The sequence below is a fragment of the Janthinobacterium sp. SUN100 genome (genome assembly GCF_030397705.1).
Taxonomy (GTDB): Bacteria; Pseudomonadota; Gammaproteobacteria; order Burkholderiales; family Burkholderiaceae_D; genus Janthinobacterium; species Janthinobacterium kumbetense.
Genome location: NZ_JAPUBU010000001.1, coordinates 509608 through 525459 on the forward strand (window position 1 = coordinate 509608; position 15852 = coordinate 525459).

At 68.9% G+C, this 15852-nt stretch carries 3 protein-coding genes; all 3 read right to left on the bottom strand.

All coding sequences use genetic code 11. From position 1 onward, the window contains the following. Nucleotides 1-6 precede the first annotated feature (6 nt). Entirely contained in the window at nucleotides 7-10536 is a 10530-nt protein-coding gene (locus O0881_RS02030; RefSeq protein WP_289909886.1) for a LysM peptidoglycan-binding domain-containing protein, read from the bottom strand. Nucleotides 10537-10603: 67 nt separating this feature from the next. After that, the gene (locus tag O0881_RS02035) at nucleotides 10604-12103 is read right to left on the bottom strand and encodes a hypothetical protein (RefSeq protein ID WP_289909887.1); all 1500 of its coding nucleotides are present in this window, start codon (nucleotides 12101-12103) and stop codon (nucleotides 10604-10606) included. Beyond that, a complete protein-coding gene (locus O0881_RS02040) occupies nucleotides 12100-15768 on the bottom strand; it encodes a hypothetical protein (protein ID WP_289909888.1) in 3669 nt (1222 codons plus the stop codon). Before O0881_RS02040 ends, O0881_RS02035 begins: the two co-directional genes overlap by 4 nt. Nucleotides 15769-15852 lie beyond the last annotated feature (84 nt).

Genomic DNA, 15852 nt, shown 5'->3' on the forward strand with positions numbered 1-15852 from the left:
GCCGCGTCAAGGCCGCACCACCCAGCGCACGTCTTCGAGCGACAGCAGCAGTTGCTCGGGTGCGCCGTCCGTAAAGAAGTTCAGGCGGAAATCCATGGCGGCGCCGCCATCCGTGGTCGGCTGCTGCGTGTCATACCATTGCTGCACCTGGGCCACCAGGGCCATGGGCGCGGCGGGAGGCTGGGCCGCATCGATGGGCGCGAGCACGGCCGGCAGCAGGCTGACCGGCAGCGAAGTGCGGGGAAAGCCCGCCACGGCCGGCATCACGCTGTAGGAATAGCTGCCATCCATGGCGATGCGCACGCTGCCCGAGGCGCCCGTGAAGAGGGCGTTGAAGAAGCCTCGCATATAGGCCGCCACGTCGCTGCCGCCCACCGGTGCGACTTGCCGCAAATCATAACCTTGCCAGCTCAGGCGTGGCAGGATGGGGTCGCTGAACTTGACGACCGGCGTCTGGTACAGGAAGGCGTGCATGGTCGACACCTGCGTCTGGCTGGGCGGGCACAGGTAGCGGTTGCGCTGCACGTACAGCGAAGCCTGGGCGTTCTTGTACACCATCACGTTCAGCCCCGGCATGCGCACCTCGCGGCCGGTATTGGCCAGCGCGGCGGCAAACGACAGGTCGGGCGCGTCGGCGGCGATGGCCGCGTAGCGGTAGGCCAGCAGCGCATCGGGCGGCGTGGGCGTGGCCGGCGTGGCCCGGTACTGCTGCGCATCGATGTCGAGCACGGGCACGGGCACGCTGACGATACCGTTGCTCAGGGTGCCGGACAGCGGGTCGTAGGTGGCGGGCGCGCCGCCGACGGTGACATTGTGCAGCGCATACCAGGCGTCGCCGCCATGGTCTTCCAGGCGCGCGTCGAATTCCACGGCCACGCTGGTCTCGCCTTGCGCCGCCGCCAGCCGCGCCGTGCCGAAATGCTGGCCATAGCTGGTTGCCACCTGGGTCACCAGCTGCTGGAAGGCGGTGGTGGCCAGTGTTGCCTTGGCGACACTATCGGGCGTGTCCTGCTTGCCGTCGAGGGGCGCGAGGAAGGCGTCGAGGTCAGCCGAGATCAGCGGATAGTTGCTGACGAAGGCGGCCAGCGCCGTGAACAGGTCGGGACCGGTCGCCGCGGACAGCCTGGCAACCTGCGACGGCACGTTGAGCACCACGCTGACGTGCACGGCATCCTGCGCCGCCTGGCGGTAGGTGTAGCTGAAGCCGTAATCCCACTGGGCCAGCTGGGCCGGCTGCAAGCCACCAGCGGCCAGGCGCATGCGGCCGCCCTGCGGCGCGGCGGACGCGGTGGCGGTCTGCCGGTTGACCGTGGGCGGCACGGGCAGGGCGCGGTTCAGCACGGGGATATATTGCGTGCCATTGCCCAGCGGTACCTCGAACGGACCGGTGATGAACAGCAGCCACTGGCTTTGCAGGTAGTTTTCGATGCCGGGCACGGGGCGCTGGTCGAATTCCATGTGCGTGATCTGATAGCGCAAGTCCAGCGGCACATAGGCCTGGCCTTCGACATTCTTCGAGATGAAGTTGAATGACAGCCGGCTCTGCTCCTGCGCGGCCGTGCCTAGCAAAGGCAGCCGGGTCGGGAACAAGGTGTAGTTCTGGTTGCCGTCGCCGGCCGCGCCGTCGGCTGTACCTGCGCCGGCGGGCTGGCCGTACAGCGCTGGCGGCGCGCCCTCGTCTTCGTCGTCCGCGCCCGTGACCTGGTCCACGCCGTACACCACCACGGCGCCGGCGGCAAAGGCCGGCCCCAGGGTGGTCAGCAGCTGCTGCCGCATGGTGGCGGCCGCGCTGACGCGCGTGGCTTCGTCCGCGGCGCTGCTGCTGAGCACGGGGCTGACCGTGGCGCTGATGACGTCGGCCAGCGTCTGTTTCGCCTTGAGTACGAGGCCCAGCTGGCCGCTCTGCAGCGGATCGGCGACGCCGTTGAGGCGATCGAGGATGTAGGCGGGCGGCGCATAGGTGGCCGAGAGGAACTTGTCGATCGCGTCGAGACAGCTTTGCAGCCACAGATTCAGGTCTACGCTATTGAGCGTCAGCGCATGCGGCGTATTGGTCGGATAGGCGTCGATGCTGACCGTGCGGCTTTCCAGCGAATTGGCGACGGGCAACGGCGCGTAGTAGCTGGCTTGCTGGCCCAGGCGGAAATGGATGCCCTGGCCCGGAGTGTCGCTGAAACGCACGGCGAACAACTGCTGCGTCTGCTGGCCGGCGCTGCCTATGCGCGTCAGCCCCGCGCCCGCGCGCATCGACCATTGCGGCGTCTTCAGGCAAGCTTCGAGCGCCTTGGCAAACGTGGTGAAGCTGGACGCGCCGCCATTCGTGTCGGCCTGCGGCAGCACGGCGCTGACCACGCTGGCGCCGTCCGGCAGGGCCGCCAGCGCGGGATCGAGCAGGATGGCCTGGCGCGTCAGCACCAGCGCCACGTCGAGCGCGATGCGGTTGGCGCTGGCCAGTTGCGCCAGCGGCACCGGCACCGACAGCGTGGCGGCGGGCGCCGTGGCACTGCCGCCGTTGGCCAGGGCTTGCAGGTATATGGCGCAGGCGGCGGCGAAGTCGCGCACTTGGCGCGACCGGGCCTCGTCCAGCGGCTGCAGCGGCGTGGCCAAGAGCGAGTTGCTGAGGGAAATGCTCACCGCATTGCCGCTCAGTCCGGGCACGCCCAGGCCCGTATAGTCCTGGTGCAGCTGGAAGTATAGACGTTGATAGAAAGGCAAGTCTTGTGCCGCGTCGGCTGGCGTGGCGTAGGCCAGGCCATCCATGCGCAAGGTCAGCAGCAGCGCGGGCGCGCCGCCCCCATCCGTGCCATACAGGTAGCTGGCCTGGACTTTCGGCCAGGCGGACAGGCCCAGCAGGCGATCCGTGTAGCGCAGCGGGGCGGGGGCCTGGTCCAGCGCACCCGTGTAGCCGGCCGGCGGCGCTTCGAACGGCGTGACGGTGGTGTTGCCGAACAGGTCTTGCCAGCGCAGGGCCAGCGACGCATGGCCGCCCACGCCCAGGTAGGGATTGTCGGCGGCGGGCGGCAGGCCAGCCGGCGGATTGGCCGGCGCCGCATTGAGCGTGGCGAACGGCCGTCCCTGGCTGTTGTTGCCCAGGTAGCCCAGCGCCTGGCGGTAGTCGTAATCGGCCAGCGCCGCGGCCGCATAGCGCCGGCGGTGGGCTTCGCCATCGTCGCCATCGTCGCCGTCGTTCGCATGGTCTTGCGGTCCGAAGGGCAGGCTGTAGGGACTGGGCAGGAAAAACGGGTTGCGGCCCAGGCCGGCCGACAGCGTGTTGTACAGCGCGGACAGGGTCGCCTGCGCATATTGCTGCTGTTGCTGCGGCGTGGGGTTGGGCGGCAGCACGGGCACGCCGTCGTTGGTGCGCTTGAGCTGGAACGACAGGTTGCCCGGCGCCAAGGTCGCTTGCGCATCGAGGGCCAGGCTGTCGACGTCGAGCACGGCGCCATCGGCATACAGGCCTTCGGTGTCGGCCGCGCCCAGGGCCAGGGCGTCCACCGACAAGCCGTAGTAGGCGGCCAGGGCGGCGAAGGTATTGCCGGGACCGCCAGAGGCGGCGGGCACGCGGTAGACGAGCGGCGGAATGCGCATGGTCGCGCCCAGCGCCACCGTCACGCCGGGATTGTAGGCGGCGATCTGCGCTGCGCTCAGTGGGGTGGCGCCGGCCGAGTAGTACGCGGCCAGCTGCTCCAGCGCTTGCGCGGGCGCGGCCATGTCTTGCTGGTTCAGCTGGTGCAGGATGCCGGCCACGGGCACGCTGGCGCCGGCGCGCAGCGGCCGCCCGGCGTTTTGCCGCGCCAGCTGTCCCACGCCCATGCCGTACGTGGCGGCCACGGCGGTCAAGGTGCGCGTGGCGGCCACGGCCAAAGGCTGGCTCTTGGCCGGCTTGCTCAGCGATTCGAACACCAGCACGTCCTGCTGCGGATCGATCGCTTGCGTCGTCAGCAGGGCGTTGACGAAGTTCGGCACGGTGTCGGCGGCGCCCGCCGCCTGGCGCGCCAGCGGCACCACCAGGGTCAGCGTGGCCGTGCCCGTGGCGTCGAAGACGGATGGGGGCAAGCCGGCGCCCGACACCATGTCCTCGAAATACAGATAGTAGCCGCCGCCGCGCACCACCGATTGCTCCCACAGCAGCTTGATGAATTGCGAGGGGCTGTTGGCTATGCCGCGCGGCAAGACCGTCCCCTCCGCGTCCAGCAGCATGCGGCTGGCCGGCGGATGGCTTTCCGTGGACAGATTGGTTTGCGTCAGGAAGCACAGGTAGTCGGCATCGGCCTGGCCCGTCAGCGCTACCTGGTCGCTTCCGCCTTCGCTGTACAGCAGGAACAGGCCGGCCACCAGGGTTTCGCCCACGGCGGCCATGCCGCTCAGCAAGTATTCCAGGCGCTGGGCATCGGCGGCCGACGGTCCCACCAGCTCGTATACGTGGGCCAGGGTGGCGGCGCTGGCCAGCGCGGTGCCGCTGGCGTCGTTGGTGGCCACGGTGGCGGCCGGCATGCGCGTGATCTGGAAATCCACGCGCGTGGCATAGGCATAGCCGCTCAAGTCCTGGAACACCGTGCTGCTGCTGTTGGGCGGCGTGTTGCCGATGCGGGGACGATAGGCGGGCATCAGGGCCAGTATGTCCGCGTATGGCACCTGGGGGTACAGCGTCTGCAGCGTATCCTGGCGCTGGGTGATGCTGGCCAGCATGGCGTCGGGCAATTGCCACAGATACGGCGCGGGCGCGGCCTGGCTGGCGGCGGCGCGCGCCCCTGGCGCGGCGCCGGACGTCACGGCCGTCAGGCGCGCCAGGTCGGCGGTGATCCAGGCGGCGTAGCCTGCCGCAGGGAACTGGCGCGGCTGCAAGGACGCCAGCGGCAGGATGTGCAGCGCAGGCGACGGCACGAAGTTGCCCGCCTGCGCATACGCCAGCACGCCCGACAGCAAGCCGTACGCGGCGCCCAGGTCGATGGGCAGGCTGGTGCCGGGCGCGCCGGCGAAGGTGATGAAATCGAGGGCGACGCCATGCGAGACGGCATTGCGTCCCAGGCCGATGCGGTAGCCGCCGGCGGCGCTGGCGGGCGTGGGGAATTGCTGGCCCGTCAGCTGGTACAGCGCGTAGTCGGTCTGCGTCTTGCTATACAGGAAGGATGGCGACAGGCTCAGGCCCGCCGCCACCGGCAGGCGCAAGCCGTAGGTGATGAAGCGCGCGACCTGGCCGGCGGCCTGGGCCACGGCGCCGCTCGCCTGCACGCCGCTCCACAGCTGCTCCGGCGGCAAGGCGTCGAGGTGGGCGATGGCCAGCCGGCCCGGGGACGCGGCGAACAGATTGGCGACGCCGGCATTGTCGCGCCCCAGCGCGGCCGTCGTGGCGGCAAAGCGGCTGGCGATGCCGGACAGGGTATCGCCGGCGACGGAAGTATAGGCCAGCGGCGGCACGGCGAGGATGGCCGTCGGCAGCAGCAGGTCGGCGCGCGCATACAGCGCTGCCTGCTGCGCCAGGGTGGCCAGCGGCACGCCCAGCGCGGCGGCGATGGCGCCGAAGCTGTCGCCGGGCGCGGTGACGTGGCTGACGGCGCCGGCGCCGAAGTCGAAGACCAGCGTCACGCCCGTGCGCAGCGCGCGCGGCTCGGCATTCGCGCCGATGAGCTGGGCCGAGGTGGTGTGCCAGCGCCCGCCGGCGCTGGCCGGATCCGTGTAGCGGGCGGCGATGGCCGCCAGCGTATCGCCGGCCTGGATCACGGCGGACAGGCCGCCGACCTGCAGCGGCAGCGCGCCGTTCAGCGGATACATGGCATTCGGCAGCGACACGTCATCCGCGTCGATGGCGTTGCCGGCCCGGTTGAAGGCGGCGACGATGCCGGCGATGCTGTCGCCCGGCTGCAGCGCATAGCTGTAATTGTCGAAGGCATCGATGGCCGATTGCAGCAGCGCGCGGCCGATCAGGCTGAAGACGTCGACGAAGATGAAGGCCGCCATCGATTCGGGCTCGGCGTCGTCCTGCGCCAGCAGCGCGGGCTTGGCGGGCGCCTTGCCCACCTTGGCGGCCACCTGGCGCAGCACGCCGGCCACCGTGCTGCGGTACTGTTCCGTCGCCGTCGCGTAGGTCTCGAGGTCGATCGCTTGCGTGCCGGCGCCGCCTTGCGGGTCGGGGACGTCCAGCCGCAGCCCGTCGAACAGCGGGAAGAGCGTGGCGCCGTCCATATTGGCTCCCGGCGCGCTGATGTTCACGATGAAGCTGTCGGCGAGGAAGCGCAGCAGGTCGCCCATGCCGAATGGCTGCATGGCGGGGTCGGCCAGCACCTGGATGCCCGCCACCAGCTGCGCCAGCGTGACGCTGGCGGTCGCGGCGGCAGCCAGGTCCAGCGCCTCGGCGTCGGCCCGCACCACCGGCTGCAGGGCGTCGAGCAGCCACGGGAAATACGCCTTGCACAGCAGGTCGAACGAGGTCGTGCCCGTTCCCGCGCCGCCGGCGGCCGGGTCCGGCGCATCCATGGCGAACAGGCAGACGAACGCGCCTTGCTGCGCGCTGCTGGCCGTGGCGCCCTGCGGCGCCAGCACCGTGAATTGCGGTGCCGTCACCAGTTGCAGCACCGGCTTGGCGTCGGTGCGCAGCACGCGTCGCGGCTGGCGGCGCGGCCCGGCGCGCAGCATGGCGGCCTGCAATTCCATCGGCAGGGTGCGCGCGCGGCCGCGCGCCAGGCTGTCCAGACGCAGCGCGCCGCCGCCGTCCCACGGCGCGCGGCTGTCGTCGCCGATGCGGAATTGCGCGCTGACGGTGGCGGAAAAGCCCACGGAAATGGTGAAGCTGAAGATGCCCAGGTCGATCTTGACGCGCAGGCTGATGCGCACCGAGGCCGTCACGGACAGGGGGATGGCGCGGTAGGATTCGTAGCCGATCTGCACCGACACGGTGATATTGACGAGCAGCGAAGCGCTGATGATCTTCAAGTCCACTTCGCCGTACAGCATGCCGATCACGCCGAACGTGCCCGTCAGCTTGAAGTAGCTGCTTTCCTGGACGCTGCCGGAGGCGCCGGCGTTGGCCAGCGCGACGGCGTTGCTGCGGTCGTACGGATGGTAGGTGGCGATCACGCCTTCGATGATGCCGAACACGGTCAGCGCGAAACCGGCTTTCAGCGGCCCCTTGACGAAGTTGTAGCCCAGGCCCAGCTGCAGGCCCAGGCCGAAGACGATGACGGGATTGAAATACCCGAGATCGGTTTTCGGCACCTGCGTCGCCGTCGCGCCCGACAGCTTGCCGAAATACACGCCGCCCGAGCCCAGCACCGGCACGCCGTAGACGATGGCGCTGAAGCTGAACGAGCGCGTAAAGTCCATATTGTAGGGAAAACCGATGTCGATCAGGAAATCGCCATTCGTGTAGATCTTGATGCCTATCATCGGCAGCACCACGCTGACGGCGCCGAAGTTCAGGTTGCGGATGCTGTCGGGGAAGGTGAAGTCGATCTGGAACAGGCCCACGTCGTCGCTGATTTTCTTGTACAGGATGTCGACCACCAGGCCGGCCAGGCCGCCCATCTTGGGGCTGCCCAGGGTCAGGCGCAAGCCGTACAGGTTGGGATCATTGAAGACGATCTGGACGTCGACGGCCCATACGCCGGCCGTCTGCAGCACGCCGAAATGCGCGGCGATCAGCCAGTTGCTGTCCGGCTGGTAATACGGCTGGCCGTGCACGCCGCTGCCCGGGTTGACGGGATTGTTCTTGCCCGTGGTGGGCGGCACGCCGGCCAGCGCGTCGATGACGGCCTTGGTCGAGCTGAAGTCGGACGCGCCGTTGATGGCCACGCGCTGGCCCAGCATCAGCAGGAAGACCTTGAAATAGCTGGAACCGGCGCCCGGCACGCTGGGCATCTCTTCCACGTCCTGTCCCTTGTCCGGGTCCAGCAAGTCGCCCATGCTGCCTTTGAGCAATGGCGGCACGGTGGCGTCCAGCGCCAGGGTCACCTTGCCGTCCGTATTGCGCTTGAAGACGATGCTGCGGATGACGATGAAGCCCAGGTTGAGGGGTGAACTGAGCGTGTAGGTGGCGCTGAGGCGGTTCTTTTCGCCGGTTTTCAGCGACACGTTGACGGACAGGCCGTCCAGCGTGACCTGGTTCAGCAAGTCCCACGGCGACGGCAGCACGAAATACGGATCGCCCAGCGTGCGCACGAGCGCCTGGATCAGGCTGCCCAGGGACCAGCCCGCCAGGGTGAAGCTGAGCATCTCGTTGCCGCTGGTATAGGTTGCCGTGAAGCCTTCCCAGCTCACGTACAGCGTGTGGTTCGGCCCCTTGTCCGTCGGCTGGAACGCATAGCCGAAGCCCAGCTTCAGATTGATGGCGGTATAGATCCATACGGCATCGGCCTTGCCCGAGAATTGCTGCGCGGCCGGCTTGGCGCCGTCATACTGCACCGAGAGCGTGGCTTTCTGCAAACCGATCTGTTGCTGGCCAAGCAAGAACAGCCAGGTAAAGGTGGTGTCGACCGTATAGCTGGTGGCCAGGTCCGTGCTGGGCTTGCCGCTGGGAATGACCGCGTCGATGGCGAACGCGGAAATCTTCAGGTTGCCCGGCAAGAAGACCGGGAAATCATAGATGCCGCCGGCGGCAAAGAATTGCTTGATCATCTCGCCCACGTCGAGTTCTTGCGCGAGCGAGGCGGAGAGGGTCCAGCGGGGCGGCGTTTCCTGGCTGCTGTAAGCCACGCTGACGGCCGCCTGCAGGCTGGCGCCCACGCCCAGCAAGCCGGAAATGGAACCGGCCCAGGCCGTGCCGGCGCCCGCCTTGCCGGCCTCGACAAGTGCCAGCGCGCCTTCCTGCTTGTCCGCGGCCACCGTGGCGCTGATGCCCGACAGGCTGATCTGGCCATCCGAAATGCTCAGGATGGGCGCGCCGCCCACCGTCAGGAAGGACAGGCTGATGGCGTAGTCGCTGGAAAACGCGAAGGACTGGGCCGCGCCGTCTATGCTCAGCGCGATATTCGACACCTCGGCCTGGATGGTGTCGGGCAGGCTGACGAGGCCGTTCGAGACGACGGACAGGAAGTCCGACAGCGTGGCCTTGCCGGGAAAGCTGGCCTGGAACAGCTGCGCCGAGTTGAATTGCACGTCGAATTCGCCGCCCGGCGTGCCGTCGAGGTTGCGAAATACCGTGGGCAACAGGGTGAAGGTGGTGCCGAACAGGTATTCATAGCGCGACTTTCCGCTGGCCTTGCTCGCCAGCGGCTGGTAAGCCGTCCAGTCGAGGAAGAACGAGGTGATGGTAAAGCTCAGCGCGGGCGTGGGCGCCGGGATGGGCTGCCAGCTGAGATCGCGCACGCTGCGCAGTTGCAGCGTGACCTGGTCCACCGTGGGCGCCGCCTTGGGCGGGATGCTGCCGCTGATGGTCATGCCGCCGAGGCCGAACGACGTCAGGAACTCCTGCAGCACGGCCGGGGTGGCGCGGAAATAGCTGGCGCCCCCGCCGATCAGGCCGATGGCGGCGGCGGGACTGAGGGGCGGCCCGTCGCTGCCCGCTTCCAGGCTGACCGCGTAGTTGCCGTCGCCGTCGGCGTTCGATGGCTGCAGCAGCAGCGACAGCGTGTAATCGGCGGCGCCGGCCCCTTCCACGCTGAGCGTGGCTGTCAGGGCCAGCGTGGCGGCCTGGTCGCCGTCGGCCGCTTCCTCGTCGTCCGCTTCGCCGGCGCCGCGCAGCAGCAGCTGCATGCCGCCGTCGAGCAGCAGGGCGTCGGGCGGCGGCGCGTCGACGGGCGGCGGGATCGTCACGGTCAGGCTGGGCGCCGCCACGCGCAGGTAGCCGGCGAACGTGCAGTCGAGCTCGCTAAGCGTGGCCGACAGCACGCCGCTGGGCATCAGGCCGCCCAGTTCGAACGTCTTGCCGTCGTACAGCGCCATGTCCAGGTAGCCGCCGATCTGCAGCTTGCCCGGCGGCGCGGCCAGGTCGGAAAACAGTTCCAGAAACGGCGTCACGAAGGCGGGCAGGGCCACACTGGCGCTGAGGTTCTGCTTGGCGCCGCCCGTGACGGACAGCGCGCTGTCGCCGCCCCATGGATAGACGCCGTCGGCGCTGGAAAACACCAGCAGCGCGCCCGACAGCGGCAACTCGCTGAACGGCCAGCCGCCCATGAAGGGAAAGCTGCTGTCCCAGTTCCAGTCGGCGGGACTGGCGGCCACCTGCACCACCAGCACGGCCGCGTCATCCCCGCCGTCATCCCCGTCCTCGCCCGATGTGCGCGCGGCGGCAGGCTGCGTGGAAAACACCAGCGTGGCCGGGGTTTGCAGCAGGCCGCCGATGAAGGGCAGGCTCGCCTTGCTGACCGTAAACACGCCGTCGCTCACGGCGCCCACGTCGGCTGCCGCGCAGCTGATCAGGAACTGCGCCGCGTCGATCTGGAATGCCTGGCCGATGATGGCGTCGAATTTTTCGGGCGGCGCGACGTCCGGGTCGGCCAGGCCCGCTTCCAGGAAGGCGGCATCGAGGGCGAACGGGCCACTACTGGCGGCGTTGACGATGGCTTGCTGCAGGTTTTCCAGCGCGGTATCGGTGGTGGCCATACGAACTTGCTCCTTGAATCAGTCATGATGTCCAGGGCGGACGCTCGCACCCGCCCGGACGCTCTGTCTACAGCACGGCAAACAACGCCAGGTGGTCGCTGGTGCTGCGCAGGTAGCCGTAATTGGCCCAGCCGTTCAGGGTGCGCGCCTGGCCTACGGCATACACGGCCGCCGGCGATTGCGGCCAGGCCATGCCGGCAGGCACGTTCGGAAATTGCGCGGGCAGCGGGCGCGTGCCGATGGGTACGCCCGCGGGCATGCCGCCCGCCACCGTGAACGGCGTGCCCGACACGGGGTTCATCACCGTGAACTGGTAGTTATTCGCCGGCACCAGCGGGTTGACGAGCATATTGTCGATCGAGAAAAAGTTGCTCACCATATCGCTGCCGATATAGTTATAGCCGGGATACGGCGCCGCCACCAACGCGCCGCCGGCCGTATTGTCGGACCACAGGAAGCGCGATTGCTGCGTCAGCTGCTGCTTGGTGCGCTTGGGGCGGATATGCGTGGCCAGGTAGCCCTGGTACGCATCCAGCGTCAGGTTCGGCGCCACCGGCATGGCGGGCGGCGGGTCCAGCAGCGGTATGTAGTTGATCGCGCGCAACTGGTCGTAGGCCGTCGTCCGCCCGCCCGCGCCGGGCGGCTGCGCGTAGATGGCGTTCAGGTTGAAGTCGCCGCAGATCAGCTTGACTTCATTGTGCGGCGCGCCGGCGGGCGGCGCCGCCACGTCGAGCACGCCGCGCAGCAGGATATTGATGAAATTGGTGGCGCCGCCGTGGTTGGGCGGCGCATGCACGGCAAACAGGGTCAGGTTGCGCGTGATGACGTCGGTCCGGTTGGTTTCCACGAAAGTGACCATGAAGGGCTGGCGCAAGCCGTTGAAATTGACCAGGCCGCCAACGACGGGCGGCACGGCCGGCGCCGGCGCGGGGGCGAAGGCGATGCGCGCCGCCGCCATGCCCTCGGCCAGGCCGCCGTTGTACTGCGCGCCGGCCGGGATGGTGCGCGCCGGCTGGCCTTGCGGGTTGAGCAAATCCTGGATGTCGGGCGCGCCGGCGCCCCCGGCCGGGTAGGCGGCGGGCACGGCGCCGGCCGCCACGGCCGACACGCCGCCGCCCGTCCATACGTTCGGCCCCGTGAAATAGCGCCGCACTTCCGTGGGCGTGCCAACCGTGCCCGATATGCCGCGGTACAGCACGGCGACCGATTCCGTGCGCCCGCCCGTGCCCACTTTCAGCGGCGGCACCATGCGCCAGGCAGCGCGGTTGGGGTCGGCGGGGTCGGTGCGCAGCTGTTGCAGCAGGAAGATCGCGCCCTGCAAGCCGCCCGTGTCGGGCGCCAGGTCGCCGGCGCCGGCCGCGCTGGCCGACACCTCGATCAGGACGAAGATATCGGGCTGCGTGGCGCGCAGGATGGTCAGGATGTGGTTGCGGCGCTGCAGCGCGGCCACGGCCGGCAGGTTGCCGCCGCAGCGGCCGCCTTCGCCATAGCGGGGCCGCTTGCGGCTGGGGTTGTTGACCTTGTTGATGCCGAAGTTCTCGATATTCCAGTACACGACGTTGGTCATGCTGCGCTCCCCAGTGAAATAGCCGGCAATGGCAGCGCGGCCAGTGCCTGCTCCTGGCGGGCGGCCGCATCGGCGATATACGCGGCATACCAGCCCAGGCTGCCCGTATTCTTCGGGTCGCCAAACAGGAAGAACTGGATGTTCGCGTCGGGCGGCAGCTTGGCAATGCCGAGGAACTTGATGGCGATATTGTCGAGCCGCAAGCAGTAATAGTAGGAGTCGCCGTCGGGCACTTTTTGCCGCATCAGCCCGATATTGTCGATGGCCAGCTTGAAGATGCCTTGCAGGCTGATCAGCCTGGCGCCCGGCGCCGCGCCGGGCAGCGACAGGCCGACGAAGACGGCTTGCTCGTCGTCGTCGGCCGTGCTGGCGGGCGACCAGGCCAGCAGCAGGGTCGAATGGAAGCCGGCGGCCGAGACGAGCGCGCCCGGCCCGCCCATGGTGACGTCGTACACGATGCCGTGCCATGGCCCGTCGAGCGTGCCCAGGTTCAGCGCCGTGCTGACGGGCAGGAAGCCGAAATCGGCCGGCTTTTGCCCGTCGGCGGCGGCGATAAAGCCCGACAGTTCCAGGCCGAAGCCCTTGAACAGGCTGTCCGGCCTGGCCTGGCTGGCGTCGAGGTCGTAGGCCAGGTTGGCCGTCACCTCGTCGAAGCGCACGGCCGACGGCGTCGTCTGCGGATAGCGCATGTCGATCACCAGGTTGGAAAACGCCAGGCCTGCGCCGTCCGGCGGCAGGTCCGGCGCCAGCGCGCCGAACGACAGCAGGTCCAGCACGGCGCCCGTGCGGTCGTCCAGGCTGGCGAAGTCCAGCGTGCCCCAGACGGAAAAACGGTTCAGCACGGTCGCGCCCGCGTCGGTGGTGCCCAGGCAGTTGAACTGGATGCGCTGGAAAGCCACGTGGCGCAGCAGGTTGCTGTCGAGGCTGAATATCGACGGCGTGGCTTGCTCGAAGATGTAGATGCCGGTGCCGTTCTGGTCGATATAGCTGCCGTCGAGCACCACGCCGTTGTTCGGCATCGCATTGCCGCCGAAGGTGGTGGCCGTCACGCGCGAGCCGAGCAGGCCGTTGACGGCCAGCTGCACGTAGCTCTTGAAGGTCTTGATGACGGCATTGTCGAACAGCACCTGCAATTGCAGCACGCGGAATGCATAGTTGTCGGTGTCGGGCAGGGCGATGGGGGTATCGGGCGGCAAGCCGTTGCGCTGGCCGGCGGCGAAGGCCGGATCCTGGTAGTCGACCAGGCCGAAGGTGCTGGAATTGCCGTTGAGGGTGATGCTGCCGTCGCCATGCACCGTCACGCGGCTGGCCGTGAAGCCGAAATGGTGGGCGACGAAGCGCGTCAGGTCGAGGCCGGCCGCGATGCCTTGCAGGCCGGGCGGCAGGCTGGACGGATCCAGGTCCGCCTGCAGCACCAGCACGCCCGTCCAGGTGGGATCGCTGACCAGTTCCAGGAAATGCCGGTACGGCGATTCGGGCTTGTCCGCCGCCAGCACCTCGGCCGCTTCGATGACATCCTGCAGCCACTGCGACAACCCCGTGTAGGCGATGCCCTGGACGTCGGGGCCGGCGTCGGCGGCCAGCGAAAAATCGGGTGCGCCCGACCAGGCGTTCGGATTGGCGACGCGTTCCCTGACGCTGCCGCTGCAATACTTGAGCAGCATCACGTTGCGGTAGGACGTGGGCGTCACGCCGACGCCCACCTGCGCTTGCATGGTCCAGCCCGCGATGCCCACGGTATTGTCGAAGTGCGCGGCGCCGTCCGACAGGTGGGCCGCGTTGACGGCCACGAGGAACAGCTGGTTGGTCTGCAAGGCATCCTGCAAGGTCGCGTCCGGGAAGCGGAAGCCGAACGGCAAGACCTGGCCGCCGCCGCCCAGGGTCTGACCCAGGGTCACTGACAGGAAGGCGTCCTGGTCCTGCGCCTGGCTGGACACGGTGGCGACCGCGCCCTGCGGCGTGGTGCGGTAGTGCGGCGCTTCCGCCACCGCGTCGCCGGCGGCCAGTCCGCGCACGCGGCGGCTGGCGGCCGCACGCGCCTGCCAGGTGGCGCTGGCGCCGCTGGAAATGACGGCCTTGCGGGTGGCGGCGACGATGCTGCTTTCAAAGCTCGACAGCAGGGCGGCGCTGACATCCAGCGGGCCGCCGCTGACGGCGCCGCCATACGGCAGCAGGGGAAAGGCGTGCGCGGCGCCCTGCGGCACGGGCAGCGAGGGCGGGGTCGAGGCGAGCACGGTATCGGCGGCCACGGCGCGCAGCAAGGCGGCGGCCCGGGCGGCCGGCGGCAGGCCGTACATGGGACTGCCCGCCGGCTCCGCATGGTATTGCGGCATGGCCGCGCCGCCCTTGAGCACGCTGGCCCAGCAACCGAGGTAATCGGCCGTCAGCGGCGTGGCCACGTTACCGGAATCGGGCAAGTCCAGGGTCGCGGCCTGGAACGGGAAGACGGACGCGTAGGCGGGCGAGCCGGGCACGAACAGCAGGCTGTCATTTTCCGGCGCGGCGCCATCATAGGTGGTCATGCTCAGCTGTTCCGAGCCGAAGATGCCGCATAACAAGTTTGTCTGCGCCCCGTCAGCCTGGCCGATGGCGCTCAGGCCAAAGCGCCCGGCCGGCGTAAGCAGGGCCTTGCTGGTAGCGGGCTGGGAAGGCGACCGGGCGGCGCAGCCAAAGGCCAGGGCGCCCGACTGCAGGCCGACCACGGGCGGCTGCCCGCTGGCGGCGCCCAGCGGCCGCAAGGTCGTCGCATGGCCCAGCGCAGTGCGGTAGGTGGACGGCAAGGCGGGCCGGTCGGCCGGCAGCAAGCCGCAGCGCAATACGCCTTCCAGCCGCGCCTTGGCGGACAGCTTCTGATTGTAGGGATCGAGCGGGTCGACCGTGCCGACCCAGGCCAGGCTGGCCGACAGCTTGGCGGGCGCGGTAAGCGCCGGGTAGAACAGCTGCTGCAGCTGGCCGCTGGCCGTGTCGCGCGCGGTCATGGGGAAGCCGACGGCCAGGCCGCTTGGGCCGAAGGTGACGGGAGGGTTGACGGTGGCCGTAAACGTCAGGCAGCCCGCATTCGCGCCCGCCAAAGGCACGAACGTGCGGATCGTGCTGCCGCTGCCCGTGACGCGTATGCCGATATCGCTGGCATTGCGCTGGAAGGCCAGCGCCGGCGGCGTAGCCAGCGGCGCGGCCAGCCGCAGACTGCCGCTGGCGGCGTCGATGGACAGGCCGACGCCGGACAGCACGTTGAACAGCAGGTCCTGTCCCAGCCGGAAATTGACGTTGGTGCTGGTGGCAAAGCCCTTGGTCAGCTGGTTATAGGTGTAGCTGCAGCCGTAGTTCTTGAAGGAATCAGTCGGCGCTGCATCGGTGTCGCGCAGCCACAGCAGTGCGTTCAGGTTCAGTCCCGGCGCCGATGACTGCCGGTCGATATACGCGACGAGGGCGGCGATGAAGGGGCCGGGCGCCGCGTCCAGCGCCGCCGGACGGGCGCTGGCAAACACGTAGCTGCCCATGCGCTGCGGCGACAGGCTGTCGGCATAGCTGATGCTGTCCGGGGGCGTGGCCGGCGGCGCGACGGGCGGCAGCAGGTAGCCGGCCCACGCATGCTCCGCCTGCGGCGGCGATTCATACAGGCTGACCTTGCTGGCGGGATCGGTGGCGACGAAACTGAAACCCATGACAACCTCCACTCAAGACGCGACTCGGGCTGCGATGCGGCGGCATGGCTGCCGCGCGGCAACGCAATCGTTTACAACGGGTGG